Annotated in this window: 17 protein-coding genes; 13 read left to right on the top strand and 4 right to left on the bottom strand. The window is 53.3% G+C overall.

The window, feature by feature from the left end:
* Positions 1–298: 298 nt before the first annotated feature.
* From ACPGUT_RS14250 to ACPGUT_RS14210, 9 genes are all read left to right on the top strand, one after another.
* Positions 299–1,852, top strand: coding sequence for a trimethylamine methyltransferase family protein (locus ACPGUT_RS14250; protein ID WP_423992458.1), 1,554 nt, complete (start codon positions 299–301; stop codon positions 1,850–1,852).
* 176 nt (positions 1,853–2,028) lie between these two features.
* Positions 2,029–2,628, top strand: a complete 600-nt coding sequence (locus ACPGUT_RS14245) for a heme NO-binding domain-containing protein (RefSeq protein WP_423992456.1) — start codon at positions 2,029–2,031, stop codon at positions 2,626–2,628.
* Positions 2,621–3,691, top strand: a complete 1,071-nt coding sequence (locus ACPGUT_RS14240) for a diguanylate cyclase domain-containing protein (protein WP_423992454.1) — start codon at positions 2,621–2,623, stop codon at positions 3,689–3,691. Before ACPGUT_RS14245 ends, ACPGUT_RS14240 begins: the two co-directional genes overlap by 8 nt.
* Positions 3,692–3,819: 128 nt before the next feature.
* Positions 3,820–4,443: an ATP-dependent Clp protease proteolytic subunit gene (locus ACPGUT_RS14235; protein WP_423992452.1), complete on the top strand. Its 624-nt coding sequence runs from the start codon at positions 3,820–3,822 to the stop codon at positions 4,441–4,443.
* A gap of 153 nt (positions 4,444–4,596) precedes the next feature.
* Positions 4,597–5,874, top strand: coding sequence for an ATP-dependent Clp protease ATP-binding subunit ClpX (gene clpX, locus ACPGUT_RS14230; RefSeq protein WP_423992450.1), 1,278 nt, complete (start codon positions 4,597–4,599; stop codon positions 5,872–5,874).
* 70 nt (positions 5,875–5,944) lie between these two features.
* The gene (locus ACPGUT_RS14225) at positions 5,945–6,331 is read left to right on the top strand and encodes a RidA family protein (RefSeq protein WP_423992449.1); all 387 of its coding nucleotides are present in this window, start codon (positions 5,945–5,947) and stop codon (positions 6,329–6,331) included.
* A gap of 88 nt (positions 6,332–6,419) precedes the next feature.
* Positions 6,420–6,794: an NADH:ubiquinone oxidoreductase subunit NDUFA12 gene (locus tag ACPGUT_RS14220; RefSeq protein ID WP_423992448.1), complete on the top strand. Its 375-nt coding sequence runs from the start codon at positions 6,420–6,422 to the stop codon at positions 6,792–6,794.
* Between the two features lie 24 nt (positions 6,795–6,818).
* On the top strand, positions 6,819–7,271 hold the full coding sequence (mlaD, locus tag ACPGUT_RS14215; RefSeq protein ID WP_423992447.1) for an outer membrane lipid asymmetry maintenance protein MlaD: 453 nt from the start codon (positions 6,819–6,821) through the stop codon (positions 7,269–7,271).
* Complete coding sequence (locus tag ACPGUT_RS14210) at positions 7,268–7,648, top strand: DUF2155 domain-containing protein (RefSeq protein ID WP_423992446.1); 381 nt, start codon at positions 7,268–7,270, stop codon at positions 7,646–7,648. The genes mlaD and ACPGUT_RS14210 overlap by 4 nt, the downstream gene beginning before the upstream one ends.
* Here ACPGUT_RS14210 and aat read toward each other — a convergent pair.
* Genes aat through accB form a run of 3 tightly spaced genes read right to left on the bottom strand, consistent with a single transcriptional unit; the run spans position 7,591 to position 10,127 of the window.
* The gene (gene aat / locus ACPGUT_RS14205) at positions 7,591–8,232 is read right to left on the bottom strand and encodes a leucyl/phenylalanyl-tRNA--protein transferase (RefSeq protein ID WP_423992445.1); all 642 of its coding nucleotides are present in this window, start codon (positions 8,230–8,232) and stop codon (positions 7,591–7,593) included. The two genes, ACPGUT_RS14210 and aat, sit on opposite strands and share 58 nt — an antisense overlap.
* 39 nt (positions 8,233–8,271) lie before the next feature.
* The gene (gene accC, locus ACPGUT_RS14200; protein WP_423992444.1) at positions 8,272–9,618 is read right to left on the bottom strand and encodes an acetyl-CoA carboxylase biotin carboxylase subunit; all 1,347 of its coding nucleotides are present in this window, start codon (positions 9,616–9,618) and stop codon (positions 8,272–8,274) included.
* An 11-nt stretch (positions 9,619–9,629) separates the two neighbouring features.
* Complete coding sequence (accB, locus tag ACPGUT_RS14195; protein ID WP_423992443.1) at positions 9,630–10,127, bottom strand: acetyl-CoA carboxylase biotin carboxyl carrier protein; 498 nt, start codon at positions 10,125–10,127, stop codon at positions 9,630–9,632.
* 272 nt (positions 10,128–10,399) lie between these two features.
* On the opposite strand from accB, the gene ACPGUT_RS14190 reads away from it, so the two are divergent.
* The gene (locus ACPGUT_RS14190; protein WP_423992442.1) at positions 10,400–11,734 is read left to right on the top strand and encodes an NAD(P)-dependent oxidoreductase; all 1,335 of its coding nucleotides are present in this window, start codon (positions 10,400–10,402) and stop codon (positions 11,732–11,734) included.
* 13 nt (positions 11,735–11,747) lie between these two features.
* Complete coding sequence (preA, locus tag ACPGUT_RS14185; protein ID WP_423992441.1) at positions 11,748–13,052, top strand: NAD-dependent dihydropyrimidine dehydrogenase subunit PreA; 1,305 nt, start codon at positions 11,748–11,750, stop codon at positions 13,050–13,052.
* A 48-nt stretch (positions 13,053–13,100) separates the two neighbouring features.
* On the opposite strand, the gene ACPGUT_RS14180 is transcribed toward preA, so the two are convergent.
* Positions 13,101–13,721, bottom strand: a complete 621-nt coding sequence (locus ACPGUT_RS14180) for a TetR family transcriptional regulator C-terminal domain-containing protein (protein ID WP_423992440.1) — start codon at positions 13,719–13,721, stop codon at positions 13,101–13,103.
* A gap of 208 nt (positions 13,722–13,929) precedes the next feature.
* Here ACPGUT_RS14180 and ACPGUT_RS14175 point away from each other — a divergent pair, with 208 nt between their 5' ends.
* Together ACPGUT_RS14175 and ACPGUT_RS14170 are read left to right on the top strand one after the other, a co-directional pair.
* Positions 13,930–15,195, top strand: coding sequence for a Zn-dependent hydrolase (locus ACPGUT_RS14175; protein WP_423992439.1), 1,266 nt, complete (start codon positions 13,930–13,932; stop codon positions 15,193–15,195).
* 86 nt (positions 15,196–15,281) lie between these two features.
* On the top strand, positions 15,282–15,779 hold a 498-nt coding region (locus tag ACPGUT_RS14170; protein ID WP_423992438.1), incomplete at its 3' end, for an amidohydrolase family protein.

The raw sequence follows: 15,779 nt of genomic DNA, 5'->3' as shown, positions 1-15,779 counted from the left end.
CGTCTTAAGGCGTGGGAGAGTAGGTCACCGCCAAACCTAGTAAGAAGCCAAATTCTCTCATAACGATATCACATAAAAAACCGCCTCGTAGAAATACGATGGCGGTCTTTTTATGCCAAAATCGCAAAAAAAAACAATTTGCTGAACCGTAAGCGCTACATCAGCCCCATTTTGAAGACTGCCGTAAGCCTTGCACCTGACCCCCTAGTGTACTCGCGACACTTTGTGTCGCAAACGGCTGGGCATTGAGGGGGCACACCGGGTTTCCTGTTCACAGCAGTTATGAACGGAGCGCAAAATGGCTGATCCAAAACGTAGAAAACGGTCTGGTGGCCGGTCGGGCAACACACGGCGTGAGGGCGCAGCAATTGAACAAATGCCCTGGCGCTTGCCACAGAACACCGACCGCCCGACAGAGCCTCTGGATGCAGATGGTGTTGAGGCAATCCACAACACGGCCATGCGAATTCTGGAAGAGATTGGCATTGAATTCCTGAATAAGGAAGCCATTGAGATTTTCAAGGAAGCGGGCTGTAAGGTTGAAGGCGAAAACGTCAAAATGGACCGCGAGTGGGTCATGGAGATGTTGTCCCATGCTCCGGCTGATTTTCATATCACGCCGCGCAACCCGGATCGTAAATTGCATATTGGTGGCAAGACGATTCTATTCGGCAACGTGTCGTCTCCGCCCAATTATTTCGATATTGAACAAGGGCGTAAGACACCTGGGACGCGCGAACAATGTGCCAACCTATTGAAATTAACCCAATATTTTAACTGCATCCATTTCGCTGGCGGCTATCCCGTAGAACCTGTGGATGTACATGCCTCTGTGCGTCACCTCGACGTTGTCCATGACAAACTAATGCTGACCGACAAAGTTGTGCATGCCTATTGTCTAGGCAAGGAACGTGTCGAAGACGTGATGGAGATGGTGCGCATCGCAGGGGGCATGACGGATGAAGAATTCGAATCCAAGCCGCATATGTACACCAATATCAACTCGACCTCGCCCCTGAAACACGATGAACCGATGATTGACGGCTGTCTGCGTCTGGCGCGTCGCGGGCAGGCGATCTTTGTGACACCATTTACCTTGGCAGGTGCGATGGCTCCGGTGACTATGGCGGGGGCGGTGGCGCAATCTATTGCCGAAGCTTTGGCTGCAATCGTGCTGTTCCAATACGTGCGTCCTGGAACGCCTTGTGTGATTGGTACATTCACATCAAACGTCGATATGAAATCTGGCGCGCCTGCCTTTGGCACACCTGAATATATGCGTGCCACACAGATGACCGGCCAGATGGCACGTTTCTATAAACTGCCGATGCGGGCGTCTGGGTCCTGTGCTGCGAACGTTCCTGATGGCCAGGCGATGTGGGAAACGTCCAATGCGCTTTGGTCTGCGGTGCAGTCTGGGACCAATGTGGTTTACCATGCGGCTGGCTGGCTGGAAGGCGGGTTGATCGCAAGTCCTGAAAAATTCATCATGGATTGCGAAATGATCCAGATGATTCAGCGCTATATGGAACCTGCGATCACAGCGACAGGCGTGGACGATGTTGCATTTGATGCGATCAAAGAAGTTGGTCCAAACGGCCATTTCTTCGGCATTGAACATACTCAGCAGCGCTATGAAAATGCATTCTATCAACCCATGGTATCGGATTGGCGCAACTTCGAAGCCTGGGAGGCGACCGGTGGCGTCTGGACAGCGGAACGTGCGCATCGCACCTACAAACGGATCCTTGAGGAATTCGAAGCCCCGGCCATGGATCAAGCCCGTGCGGATGAACTTCGGGAATTTGTCGAACGTCGCAAAGCAGAAGGCGGTGCACCAACCGATTTCTGATCCAACACAGGGTTAGATAACAGTTTGAAAAGGGGCCGGTTTCCGGCCTCTTTTTTATTGCCTGATTGCATGCTCTGTCAGGATCGAAAGATAATTCAACCTTTATATACCTCTGATAAATAAGGTGATTGTTAATATCTGCCTGCCAATCTGCCTGCAAGGAAAAGGGGTTTTCTATGCATGGGCTGATTAACAGATCAATTCAGTGCTTCACGCGTGACACCTACGGGGATCAGGTCTGGGCGCAGACGGTTGAACGCGCTGCGACCGGGCACGATGGCTTTGAAGCAATGCTGAGTTACGATGACGATATTACATATAGGTTTTTGGATGCACTGGCGATGGTTCTGAACCGGACCCGTCAGGAAGTCATGGAAGATATAGGCACCTACCTTGTCAGCCACGAAAATATAGGGGCAGTGCGCCGGCTTTTGCGATTCAGCGGCGTGACCTTTGCTGATTTTTTGCATTCCTTGGATGAATTACATGATCGTGTGCGGCTTGCGGTGCCAGATCTGCATATCCCGCAACTGAGTCTTTGCGAACACAGTGTCGGGCGTTTCGGCCTGACCTGCACCTGGGATCATCCTGATTTTGGCTTTGTCGTCATGGGGCTTTTGCGGGGAATGGCGGATGACTATGGCGCGCTTGTGTTCATGGATCATCAGGGCACGGGAGAGGCCGGAGATGTAATTTCGATCGAAGTGGTCGAGGCGGACTTTGCAGAAGGGCGCTCTTTTATGCTGGGGAATGAAGGGGAGGCTGCACATGGCTGAAACGGAAAATGTAGAAACACAACCCGTCGTACAGGGATTGATCGGCGGCCAGGCCCTGGATCTACTCATGCCAATGAATGCGGTGATCAGCGCCAGCGGGCATTTTATTCATGTCGGCCCGACTTTGCAGAAGGTACACAAAGGTGGGTCCTTGAAAGGACAGCGTTTTCTAGAAGTGTTCGAAATCAGGCGCCCGGGTGGAATCACAAGTATCGATAAGCTGCGGAAAGGGGCGGGAACTGTTCTGCATCTGAATTTTCGTGACGCGCCTGCCGGGCGATTTAAGGCGGTGGTTGTACCTGGTGGGGATGATGATCAACTGGTGTTTAACATGTCTTTCGGTATTTCGGTGATTGATGCTGTGCATCAGTATAATCTGACCAGCGCTGATTTTGAGGCCACGAATCTTGCGGTGGAAATGCTGTATCTGGTGGAAGCAAAAACAGCAGTTCTGGATGAGTTGCGACAATTGAATGTGCGGCTTGATGGGGCGCGGGTTGCGGCGGAAGAACAGGCCACGACAGATATGTTGACCGGGCTTGGCAATCGCCGGGCGATGGATCTGCGCCTGTGTGAACTGATGGAACGCAAAGAACGTTTCGGGCTGATGCACATCGATCTGGATTATTTCAAAGATGTAAACGACACGCTGGGACATGCCGCCGGGGATCATGTATTGAAACAGGTGGCCGAAATTCTGCGGGATGAAACCCGCGAAGATGACACTGTTGCACGGGCTGGGGGGGATGAGTTTGTCATTATATTCCCTAGGCTTACCAATACAGAACGTTTGAATGATATTGCTCATCGGATCATTCAGAAACTGGAAGTACCAATTGATTTTGAAGAAGACATTTGCCGCATTTCTGGGTCTGTGGGCACGACGGTTTCGGATTTTTATAAGGTGCCTAATGTTGAACGGATGTTGGCAGACGCGGATATCGCGCTTTACGCATCAAAACACAAAGGCCGTGCCCAGGCGACGGTCTGGTCCGAACATCTGGCTGCGGCAACACAAAACGACATGGCGAACGCGCCTCCCTCCCGGGAAACCCGTCACTAAAAAGGGGACATTACCATAAAACACCGGATGGAAAAAAACACGGCCCCTTGCAGCCGGGTCTGGTCGATACTAAGACTCTGTTAAGACTTAGGCTCTATCGATCAAATGACAGAAGCAGGCAGGTACAGATGAACGATCCACATGAATTCTATATGAACACCCTTGTTCCCATGGTTGTTGAACAAACAGCCCGTGGCGAACGCGCATATGATATTTTCTCTCGTCTGCTCAAAGAGCGGATTATTTTCCTTTCTGGCCCTGTGCATGATGGCATGTCCAGCCTGATCGTGGCGCAGCTTCTGCACCTCGAAGCGGAAAACCCGACCAAAGAAATCTCCATGTATATCAACAGCCCGGGTGGTGTTGTGACCTCTGGCTTGTCGATCTATGACACGATGCAATACATCAAACCAAAGGTATCCACCCTTTGTGTTGGTCAGGCGGCGTCTATGGGGTCTCTTCTACTGGCCGCTGGCGAAGCAGGTATGCGCTATTCTCTGCCAAACTCCCGGGTCATGGTTCACCAGCCGTCCGGTGGCTATCAGGGACAGGCAACGGATATTATGATCCATGCCCAGGAAACCCAAAAACTGAAAGATCGTCTGAACGCGATCTATGTCAAACACACCGGTCAGAAAATGAAGGCTGTTGTAGACGCGCTGGAACGGGACAACTTCATGTCTGCAGAAGATGCGAAAGACTGGGGTCTGATTGACGAAATCGTGGAAAACCGCGATAAATCGGAAGATTAACCGAGATTGCAGGATCATCCCAATGTGATGATTTTGCGATTGTAGAAGGCAAAGGGGTGCCCTAAACTCAGGGGCAGGGCGCTCCGGTACTGCGCGAATGTTCATCCGGGGCTCAAAAGGGCCACAACGAGGCAAAGGCCTCAGAGGATTAAAATGGCGAATACTTCTGGTAACGACAGCAAAAACACTCTCTATTGTTCGTTCTGCGGCAAGAGCCAGCATGAAGTGCGCAAGCTGATCGCCGGACCAACAGTTTTTATCTGCGACGAATGCGTCGAACTCTGCATGGATATTATCCGTGAAGAGACAAAATCTGCCGGGTTGAAATCCTCTGAAGGTGTGCCGACGCCGAAAGAAATCTGTGAGGTGCTGGATGACTATGTGATTGGTCAGGCCCATGCCAAACGGGTTCTGTCCGTTGCTGTGCACAACCATTACAAACGCCTGAATCATGCCAGTGAAAATGGCACGGATATTGAACTGGCAAAGTCAAATATCATGCTGATTGGCCCGACAGGTTGTGGTAAAACCCTTCTGGCCCAGACATTGGCACGTATTCTTGATGTGCCGTTCACCATGGCAGACGCCACCTCTCTGACCGAGGCCGGTTATGTAGGTGAAGATGTTGAAAACATCATTCTCAAACTGCTTCAGGCCTCCGAATATAACGTGGAACGCGCGCAGCGTGGCATCGTCTATATTGACGAAGTTGATAAGATCACCCGCAAATCGGACAACCCGTCCATCACACGTGATGTGTCTGGCGAAGGTGTGCAACAGGCGCTTCTGAAGATCATGGAAGGCACCGTTGCATCTGTTCCGCCACAGGGCGGGCGGAAACATCCACAGCAGGAATTCCTGCAGGTGGATACAACAAATATTCTGTTCATCTGCGGCGGCGCGTTTGCGGGTCTGGATAAGATCATTGCACAGCGTGGCAAAGGGTCTGCGATGGGCTTTGGCGCGGATGTTCGCGAAGAAAACGAAAAATCTGTTGGCGAACATTTCAAAGATCTGGAACCAGAAGATCTGCTGAAATTTGGTCTGATTCCCGAATTTGTCGGTCGTCTGCCTGTGATTGCGACGCTGGAAGATCTGGATGAAGATGCACTTGTCACCATTCTGACCAAGCCGAAAAACGCACTTGTAAAACAGTATCAGCGCCTGTTCGAAATCGAAGAAGCGGAACTCAAGTTCACGGATGAGGCCCTGGTTGCAATCGCGCGTCTTGCGATTGAACGTAAAACCGGTGCCCGCGGTCTGCGGTCCATCATGGAAAACATCCTGTTGGATACGATGTTTGACCTGCCTGGTCTCGACAGTGTTGACGAAGTTGTCGTGAATGAGGAAGCCGTTACATCAGATGCGGCGCCGCTTCTGGTTCATGGTGAACCGAAGACACCGCAGGATGAACCGGTCAGCGCCGGTTAACCCAAAGACATAAATTCCAAAGCCCCGCCCACGAAAGTGTCGCGGGGCTTCGTACTTAAAGAGGTATTTCATGGCAAACGACGTCACCCATATCACTTCTGGTTCCACATTTGAGACCGCAGTCAGCTATTCCCGCGCGGTTGTGACCGATGGCTGGGTGTTTGTGTCCGGCACAACTGGCATGGATTACGCGACAATGACCCTGCCTGACGATGTGGAAAGCCAGTGCCGCAATACGATGGACAATATCGCACGTGCGTTGGATGAGGCAGGCAGCAGTCTCGATCATGTGGTGCGGGTGCGTTACATTTTACCCGATGGTGCAGATTTTGAACCGTGCTGGCCGATCCTGCGCGAAGCATTTGCAAAGGCAAAGCCTGCCGCAACGATGTATATTGCCGGGCTGATCGATCCAAAGATGAAGATCGAAATCGAAGTGACCGCACGGTTGCCATAATATCGCCCATCCCGCGTGAAATTGCAAAGTGACTGGACCTTGTGCAGCACATGGTCCATATGAAAGAGAACAGATTCCGGAGGGTACAATGCGCTTTATTCTATCGCTTCTCACATGGTGGCGCGGGCAAACCATTGGCTTTCAGCTTTTCACATGGCGCAAAGGCGTGCGTGTGGGCGAAGATGAACTGGGGAACGTCTATTACCGGACCCAGGATGATAAACGCCGTTGGGTGATGTATGCGGGTGAGCCCGAGGCATCCAAAGTCTCTCCCGACTGGCATGGTTGGTTGCATTTTACTTGGAATGAAACCCCGGAAGATCGCCCCTTGGTTCATAAACCATGGGAAAAAGAACATCAGGAAAACCTGACCGGCACCGCCTTGGCCTATGCGCCTGCGGGATCTATGCGTCAGTCTGCGCCTGCAGATCGCCGCGATTACGAAGCTTGGTCACCTGAGTAATATTTCTGAGTAAGGTTGACAGCAATGTCCGAAAATAAATCCGAAGTTCTGGCCGGCGGCATCGTTCTGGCCGCTGCCGCTGGTTTCCTGTTTTACATGGGCCAGGTGGCAGGTCTGTCCGCTGGTACATCCGGCAACTACGATCTGACAGCCAGCTTTCGTTCTGCGGAAGGCATCAGCGTTGGCACGGATGTGCGTTTGGCCGGTGTGAAAATCGGCACAGTGACCGGCATGTCCCTGAACCCTGAAACCTATCGGGCCGATGTGGATATTGCGGTGCTGGACAGTGTCGAACTGTCAGAAGATACGTCTATCCTGATTTCATCAGAGGGCCTGTTGGGCGGGAACTTTGTCGAACTGATTCCGGGCGGATCTCCGTTCAATCTGGAAGCGGGCGGCGAAATTGAAGACACTCAAGGATCCGTCAGCCTGATTTCACTGCTTGTGAAATTTGTTGCAGGGGATGCGGCCGAATGAGATTGCTCAGCGTTGCAGTTTGCCTTGGTCTGATGGCCGGAATGGCCACCGCACAGGAAGCGACACTGGCCGCTGGTGGCGTGCTGCGCGGTCTTGATAAGGTGAACGGCAACCTGACCGACATCGAGCTGAACAATGGTGCTGTGGCTGAATTTGGGCATTTGAACATCACCCTCGAAGAATGTCGTTTCCCAACAGGTAACCCATCCGGTGATGCGTGGGCGTATCTGAATATTTCTGATTCGCGGGACGATGAAAATCTGTTCGCGGGCTGGATGGTGGCTTCGTCGCCAGCGCTAAACGCTTTGGATCACCCGCGTTATGACGTCTGGGTGCTGCGCTGCAGAACAGATTCTGTGGACGGCGCGTCCGAATAAGCTAGAAAATCAGCCTGAATATCCAAGGCCGCCTGCAACTGGTCATGATATTCAGTGCGTGAAATTTCGATCCCACCCATACTGGCCAGATGATCTGTGATGAATTGCGTGTCGAGCAGGGTAAAACCACATCGCCGCAGATGCGGAACGAGATACGCCAGTGCCACCTTCGATGCATTCACTTTCCGTGAAAACATGCTTTCGCCAAAAAACGCCGCCCCCAAGGCCACGCCATAGGCGCCCCCAATAAGTTTACCGTTTTCACATACTTCAACAGAATGGGCGTATCCTGCGTGGTGTAATTCGATATACAGTGTGCGGATTTTGTCGTTTATCCAGGTTTCTTCCCGATCGGCACAGGCGTCCAGGACGCCTTCAAAATCACTGTTCAGGCGTACATCAAACCCACCCTTACGGATATGTTTTCGCAGGCTTTTTGAGATGTGAAGCCCATCCAGCGGCATGACACCGCGCAGGCGTGGATCAACCCAGAAAAGTTCTGGATCATCTTTACTTTCGGACATGGGGAAAACGCCGTTTGCATAGGCGGTCAGCAAAAGATGTGCGGTGATATCTTCGCTCATATGCGGCCCGCCTTGTATTCAGGGCAGGCCGCGATGTTTTTAACCAAGATTGGTTTCAAGCCATTTTTCCAACCAGTGGATGTTATAATCACCGGTCAGCACATCTGGTTCTTCCAGAAGGGCGTGGAACAGCGGCACAGTGGTGTCGACACCATCGATGATTAATTCACCCAGGGCACGTTTAAGGCGTGCCAAGGCTTCCGGACGATCACGACCATGCACGATTAATTTGCCGATCAGGCTGTCGTAATAGGGCGGGATGGAATAGCCGGTATAAAGGGCCGAATCCATACGCACGCCAAGGCCACCAGGGGCGTGATAGGCTGTGACTTTGCCCGGGCAGGGGGAAAAGTTCGGCAGCTTTTCAGCGTTGATGCGCACCTCGATGGAATGCCCGTCCAGCACCAGATCGTCCTGTGTGAAGGACATAGGGTAACCCGCAGCAACCAGCAGCTGTTCACGCACCAGATCCTGGCGGTAAATCGCTTCGGTGACAGGGTGTTCCACCTGCAGACGGGTGTTCATTTCGATGAAATAGAACTCGCCGTTTTCGTAGAGGAATTCGATCGTACCGGCACCGATATAGTTGATGCCTGCCACAGCTTTTGCACAGGTTTCACCGATTTGCTTGCGCAGTTCAGGGGTGATGTTGGGGCCCGGGGCCTCTTCAAACACCTTCTGGTGACGACGCTGCAGGGAACAATCGCGTTCGCCCAAATGCACCGCATTGCCTTTGCCATCGCCAAAGACCTGAACCTCAATATGGCTTGGGGTGGTCAGGTACTTCTCGATGTAAACTTCGTCGTTGCCGAAAACAGATTTGCCTTCAGACCGCGCGGTGCGGAACGCAACCTCAAGATCATCAGCGGTTTTCGCCAATTTCATACCGCGGCCACCGCCGCCAGCGGTCGCTTTGATGATCACAGGATAGCCCATGTCATCCGCAATCTTTTTCGCGGTTTCGTAATCAGGCACACCACCATCAGACCCAGGCACACAAGGCACGCCAAGGCGTTTCATGGTGTCTTTCGCAGTGATCTTATCACCCATCATGCGGATATGTTCCGCTGTCGGGCCGATGAATGCGATGTCGTGATCTTCCAGCGCTTGCACAAAGCCCGCGTTTTCAGACAAGAAACCATAACCTGGGTGAATGGCCTCAGCACCGGTGACTTCGCATGCAGCAATCAGGGACGACACGGACAGATAGCTGTCGGTGCCAGGGGGCGGGCCAATACAAATGGCCTCATCCGCCATGCGCACGTGCATCGCGTCGGAATCAGCAGTGGAATGCACCGCAACCGTTGCAACACCCATTTCGCGCGCCGCGCGGATCACACGCAGGGCGATCTCACCCCGGTTTGCGATCAGGATTTTTTTAAACATGCCGGGCCGCCTTATTCGATAACCATCAGCGGTGCGCCGAATTCAACAGCGTCGCCATCGGTGACCAGAATACGCTTAACCGTACCGGATTTTGGGGCCGGGATGTGGTTCATGGTTTTCATGGCTTCGACGATCATCAACGTGTCGCCTTCTGCAATCTGTTGGCCTACGGTCACGAATGGCGCAGCACCTGGTTCAGCCGCCAGATAGGCGGTGCCAACCATTGGCGATGTTACGGCGCCTGGCAGGCTGGCCGGATCAGCGTCTGCAGCAGGGGCAGGCGCGGCAGCTGCAGGGGCTGCGGCCGCAACAGGTGCAGCTGCAAGTGCGGCAGGTGCGGCAGCAACTTGGGTAATAACCTGTTGGGCACCACGGCTTACACGGACGTTCAGGCTGTCGTTGTCACCATATTCACGCTTCACCTGAAGTTCGTTCAGGTCGTTCGCTTCCAGCAGTTCTGCCAGTGCGCGGATGAATTCAACGTCTGTTTTATGCTTATCTTTTGTCATGGGTGTCCCCGGTTGTTCCTCTTCGCTTCGTCTGTCGCGAAGCCCTCAATCTGTGCCGCTTATACGCCAACCAGCCGTGGCTGCAAACCCCGGTTTACCATGGGGAAGGCGGGGAATTTCGCCGATCCCACGCCAATTTGCCGATTTTACTGGCATTTTGCAGAGATGCTGCAGTGCAGCGGAATTTATAAATTTTACCAATTGATAAAAAAATGAACCTGTGCCACGATTTTTGGCAAGAGGAGAACTGTAAATCCAGCGGGGAGGCCACGATGCCAAACAGCCAGATGACTCCGGGCATTGCCCCGGCGCGCCTTGAGGAAGGCGCATATCAAGATAACTTCAGCGACCTTCATCCGGGCTATGCCCCGCATGAAGCAGCTGTTGCAGCGGACCGATGCTATTTCTGTCATGATGCGCCCTGTGTGACGGCCTGTCCGACGGATATCGACATCCCGATGTTCATTCGCCAAATCCAAGCGGGGATGCCGGATGAGGCCGCAAAAACCATTCTAAGCCAAAACATTCTGGGCGGTATGTGTGCCCGTGTTTGTCCGACGGAAACGCTATGCGAAGAGGTCTGCGTACGTGAAACCGCCGAAGGCAAGCCCGTGGAAATCGGCCGTTTGCAACGTTTTGCAACGGACAGCCTGATGTCTCATGCGCAACAGCCCTTTGCACGCGCGCAAAGCACCGGCAAAAAAGTGGCAGTGATCGGTGCCGGTCCTGCGGGCCTGTCCTGTGCGCATCGCTTGGCGTCGCATGGCCATGACGTAGATATGTTTGATGGCCGCGCCAAAGCGGGTGGTCTGAATGAATTCGGCATTGCCGCCTATAAATCCACCAATGATTTCGCCGCGCGTGAGGTCGAATGGCTGATGTCCATCGGCGGCATTTCCCTGACCAATGGCAAACGTCTTGGTGAAAATCTCGATCTGGCAACATTGCAAAACGACTATGACGCCGTGTTCCTATCCATCGGTTTGGCCGGGGTGAATGCCCTACGCGCGGATGGCGAAGACAAAGACGGCGTGCGTGATGCTGTTGATTTCATTTCTGATCTGCGCCAAGCTGGCGACCTTTCCGATCTGCCCGTCGGCCGCAACGTTGTTGTGATCGGTGGGGGCATGACTGCGGTGGATGCCGCGGTTCAGTCAAAACTGCTTGGCGCTGAAAACGTTACAATTTCCTATCGCCGTACCCGCGATAAAATGGGCGCATCTGGTTTTGAACAGGATCTCGCAGCCGTGCATGGCGTGCGCATCCTCGAAAATACCCAACCCAAACGCGTGCTGGGCAACGGCAAATGCGAAGGCATTGAGCTGGAATACACCACGGATGATGGATCCGGCTTGAAAGGCACCGGCGAAATCGTGACCCTACCAGCGGATCAGATCTTCAAAGCAATTGGTCAAACACTTGGGGAAACGCCTGAAGGGATCAAACTGGAAGGTCGCAAAATCGCCGTGAATGACAGCGGCGCGACCAGCATAAAAGGCGTCTGGGCCGGCGGCGATTGCGCCACGGGCGGTGACGATCTCACCGTGACAGCCGTGGCTGAGGGCCGGGATGCTGCGGAAGATATCAACAAAAGCCTGATGGGCTGAGGGGAGAAAGACAATGGCAAATCTGAAAAGCGACTTTGTTGGCATCAAATCCCCAAACCCGTTCTGGCTGGCCTCGGCCCCGCCGACGGATAAGGAATATAACGTACGTCGCGCCTTTGAAGCGGGCTGGGGGGGCGTTGTTTGGAAGACCTTAGGGTCCGAAGGCCCGCCTGTGGTGAACGTCAATGGCCCGCGGTATGGCGCAATTTTTGGTGCGGACCGTCGTTTGCTTGGCCTGAACAACATCGAGCTGATTACCGACCGTCCCCTGCAGCAAAATCTGCGCGAAATTAAATCCGTGAAAAAGGATTACCCCGATCGCGCGGTTGTGGTGTCCCTGATGGTGCCTTGCGAGGAAGAGGCCTGGAAAGCGATCCTTCCCGTAGTGGAAGAAACCGGCGCAGATGGGATCGAGTTGAACTTTGGCTGCCCACACGGGATGGCCGAACGTGGCATGGGCGCAGCCGTAGGGCAGGTGCCGGAATACATCGAAATGGTGACACGCTGGTGCAAGCAAAACACCCGCATGCCGGTGATCGTGAAACTGACGCCGAATATCACCAATGTGGTGTACCCTGCCGAAGCCGCGCAGCGAGGGGGTGCCGATGCTGTCAGCCTGATCAATACGATCAACTCCATCACTTCTGTTAACCTTGATGCCATGTGCCCGGAACCAATGATTGACGGGAAAGGCACCCATGGCGGCTATTGTGGCCCGGCTGTAAAACCAATCGCCATGAATATGGTTGCTGAAATCGCGCGTCACGCGGAAACGGCGAACCTGCCAATTTCCGGCATTGGTGGTGTAACGACCTGGCGCGATGCGGCAGAATTCATGGCGCTGGGCGCGGGCAATGTGCAGGTCTGCACCGCCGCGATGACGTATGGGTTCCGCATTGTTGAGGAAATGGCTGCAGGCCTGACCGCTTGGATGGATGAAAAAGGCCATACATCAACCGCTGATTTTGTCGGTATGGCGACGCCAAATGTCACCGATTGGCAGTATCTGAACCTGAACCATGTCACCAAAGCGCGGATTGATCAGGATGCCTGCATTTCCTGTGGGCGGTGTTATGCGGCCTGTGAAGACACCTCACATCAGGCGATCACCATGTCTGAAGATCGTGTGTTTGATGTGGATGACAGCGAATGCGTGGCCTGCAATCTATGTGTGAATGTCTGTCCGGTGGAAGGCTGTATCACCATGGAAACGCTGGAACCGGGCGCGATGGATGAACGCACCAATACGCCGGTCAGCCCGGATTATGGCAACTGGACACAACATCCAAACAACCCGTCAGCGACAGCAGCGGAATAAAACAGAGACCCGGCGATAAACGCCGGGTCATTTCATTTTTTATTGGCGTTAAACTGAGAGCATTCGGGTGAACAAAAGTTCCAGATGTGTTTCTGCCCGGGGGTACACCCGCTCATCTGACGGCATAATCGCACGCACTTGAACTTCAAAATCAGCGTAATGCTGTGTCAGGGACCAGATGGAAAACAGCAGATGTTGTGGATCAAGCGGGGCAATGCGGCCCGCATCAATCCAGCCCTGAATAATGGCCGATTTTTCTGCAACCAGATCGCGCAGCTCGCCTTCAATTGCCGGTAAAATACGTGGGGCACCTTGAATGATTTCATTGGCAAACAGACGACTTTCGCGCGGGAAATCGCGGCTCATCTGTAATTTTCGACGCATATAAGACAGGATCTCTTCTTTTGGATCACCCTTAGCGTTCAGCGCCCGCATCGGGTCCAGCCAGCTGTCCATCAGACCAGATAAAAGTTCGGAATGGATCGCTTCCTTAGAAGGAAAATAATACAGAAGATTCGGTTTCGACAGCCCTGCTTCTTTCGCAATCTGATCAATGGTCGAACCACGGAAGCCAAACTGAGAAAATACACTCAGCGCAGCCTCAAGAATCTGTTGGTTTTTTTCTCTCTGAATCCGGGTTTGCCCAGATTTTCCCGCTGATTTTGTCACGCGTCATCCATCATTACTGCTTAAAAACTATGCCTTCGGTGGGCTGATAACGCAAGGTGGTGGAAAAATACAGCAATTCGGCGCTTTTTCTTGACTGGTCACAAAGCCGTGTTAGCCTGATCCTGACCAAATGGTCAAAATGATGAACCTATCATGTGAAAGGGCGAATTTTGATCTGGAAAGCAATTGCAAGCGGGAGAGAGAAACCATGCCAGCAGACGCGACGCTACCGGGCGTGAACCTGAAAATCAATGGGGATCGCCTGTGGGATACCCTAATGGAAATGGCCAAAATTGGGCCGGGCGTGGCGGGCGGAAACAACCGTCAAACCCTGACCGATGAAGATGGCGAAGGCCGCGCATTGTTTCAGAAATGGTGCGAAGATGCGGGTTGTACCATGGGCGTTGATACGATGGGCAATATGTTTGCCCGGCGCGAAGGCACCGAACCGGATGCGTTGCCGGTCTATGTGGGCAGCCACCTAGATACCCAACCGACGGGCGGGAAATATGATGGGGTGCTTGGCGTGCTTGGTGGTTTGGAATTGATCCGCACGCTGAATGATCTGGGCATCAAAACCAAACACCCGATCGTGGCCACCAACTGGACCAATGAAGAGGGTACGCGTTTCGCCCCCGCTATGCTGGCCTCTGGTGTGTTTATCGGCAAACACGACGAGGATTGGGCCTATGATATTGAAGACGCGGACGGCAAAAAGTTCGGGGATGAGCTGAAGCGCATTGGGTGGCGTGGCGATGAACCCGTGGGTGAACGCAAGATGCATGCGTTCTTTGAGCTGCATATCGAACAGGGCCCAATTCTTGAGGCCGAGAAGAAAGACATCGGCGTTGTCACCCACGGCCAAGGCTTGCGTTGGATCGAATGTACCGTGACGGGCAAGGACAGCCACACCGGTTCTACCCCCATGCATATGCGCAAAAACGCCGGGCGCGGATTGGCGCTTGTGACGGAACTTGTGCATGAAATCGCGATGAAAAATCAACCGGGTGCGGTGGGGGCGATTGGGCATATTGATGTCTATCCGAATTCCCGCAACGTGATCCCCGGCAAGGTCGTGTTCACCGTCGATATGCGCACGCATCTGCTGGATAAACTGGAAGGCATGGTGGATGAATTCAACGCCCGCGCACCGGGTCTTTGCGAAGAGATCGGGGTGGAGATTTCCTGCGAAATCGTGGGCCAGTTCAACCCGCCTGCCTTTGACGAGAAATGCGTGGGTGCCGTGCGCGATGCTGCCGAACGTCTTGGTTATTCTCACATGGATATCATCTCCGGCGCGGGTCATGACGCCTGCTGGATCAATGACGTTGCGCCCACAGCCATGATTATGTGCCCCTGTGTTGATGGGTTGTCGCACAATGAGGCGGAAGAGATCAGCAAAGAATGGGCAACCGCAGGCGCAGATGTATTGCTGCATGCGGTGGTCGAGACCGCAGAAATCGTTTCAGGCTGAGACCGGACCGGGGGCCAGCCCCCGGACCCCCGGAGTATTTTCGGCAAGATGAAAAAGGTGCATTTGCGCCGACGGGAGGAAAAAATATGACCACTAAGGTGATTAAAGGCGGCACGGTTTGCACGGCGGATCGCACTTATAAAGCAGACGTTCTGATTGAAGGCGAAATCATCAAACAGATCGGGGAGGATCTGAAGGGTGATGAATATATTGATGCCGAAGGGGCCTATGTGATCCCTGGCGGGATTGACCCGCATACGCATCTGGAAATGCCTTTCATGGGGACGACTGCTGCGGAAACGTTCGAATCTGGCACTTGGGCTGCGGCCTGTGGCGGTACGACGATGGTTGTCGATTTCTGCCTGCCTGGCGAAGATGGATCCATCAAAAATGCGATCAATGAGTGGCACCGTAAATCTGCGCCCCAGATCTGTTCTGATGTTGGCTATCACATGGCTATCACCGGCTGGAATGAGAATGTATTCACCGAGATGAAAGACGCCGTTGATATGGGCGTCAATTCCTTCAAACATTTCATGGCCTATAAGGGCGCTTTGATGATTGAAGACGACGAAATGTTCGCC

The sequence above is a fragment of the Halocynthiibacter sp. genome, from assembly GCF_049608145.1.
Lineage (GTDB): Bacteria > Pseudomonadota > Alphaproteobacteria > Rhodobacterales > Rhodobacteraceae > Halocynthiibacter.
Note: the sequence above shows the minus strand (reverse complement) of the source record. Positions and strands in the feature narration are given on the sequence as shown.

What these genes read in the sequence shown, in the direction of transcription:
- ACPGUT_RS14250 (WP_423992458.1), top strand. Translation starts at nt 299, where the DNA reads ATGGCTGATCCAAAACGTAGAAAACGGTCTGGTGGCCGGTCGGGCAAC.
- ACPGUT_RS14245 (WP_423992456.1), top strand. Translation starts at nt 2,029, where the DNA reads ATGCATGGGCTGATTAACAGATCAATTCAGTGCTTCACGCGTGACACC.
- ACPGUT_RS14240 (WP_423992454.1), top strand. Translation starts at nt 2,621, where the DNA reads ATGGCTGAAACGGAAAATGTAGAAACACAACCCGTCGTACAGGGATTG.
- ACPGUT_RS14235 (WP_423992452.1), top strand. Translation starts at nt 3,820, where the DNA reads ATGAACGATCCACATGAATTCTATATGAACACCCTTGTTCCCATGGTT.
- clpX (WP_423992450.1), top strand. Translation starts at nt 4,597, where the DNA reads ATGGCGAATACTTCTGGTAACGACAGCAAAAACACTCTCTATTGTTCG.
- ACPGUT_RS14225 (WP_423992449.1), top strand. Translation starts at nt 5,945, where the DNA reads ATGGCAAACGACGTCACCCATATCACTTCTGGTTCCACATTTGAGACC.
- ACPGUT_RS14220 (WP_423992448.1), top strand. Translation starts at nt 6,420, where the DNA reads ATGCGCTTTATTCTATCGCTTCTCACATGGTGGCGCGGGCAAACCATT.
- mlaD (WP_423992447.1), top strand. Translation starts at nt 6,819, where the DNA reads ATGTCCGAAAATAAATCCGAAGTTCTGGCCGGCGGCATCGTTCTGGCC.
- ACPGUT_RS14210 (WP_423992446.1), top strand. Translation starts at nt 7,268, where the DNA reads ATGAGATTGCTCAGCGTTGCAGTTTGCCTTGGTCTGATGGCCGGAATG.
- aat (WP_423992445.1), bottom strand. Translation starts at nt 8,232, where the DNA reads ATGAGCGAAGATATCACCGCACATCTTTTGCTGACCGCCTATGCAAAC.
- accC (WP_423992444.1), bottom strand. Translation starts at nt 9,618, where the DNA reads ATGTTTAAAAAAATCCTGATCGCAAACCGGGGTGAGATCGCCCTGCGT.
- accB (WP_423992443.1), bottom strand. Translation starts at nt 10,127, where the DNA reads ATGACAAAAGATAAGCATAAAACAGACGTTGAATTCATCCGCGCACTG.
- ACPGUT_RS14190 (WP_423992442.1), top strand. Translation starts at nt 10,400, where the DNA reads ATGCCAAACAGCCAGATGACTCCGGGCATTGCCCCGGCGCGCCTTGAG.
- preA (WP_423992441.1), top strand. Translation starts at nt 11,748, where the DNA reads ATGGCAAATCTGAAAAGCGACTTTGTTGGCATCAAATCCCCAAACCCG.
- ACPGUT_RS14175 (WP_423992439.1), top strand. Translation starts at nt 13,930, where the DNA reads ATGCCAGCAGACGCGACGCTACCGGGCGTGAACCTGAAAATCAATGGG.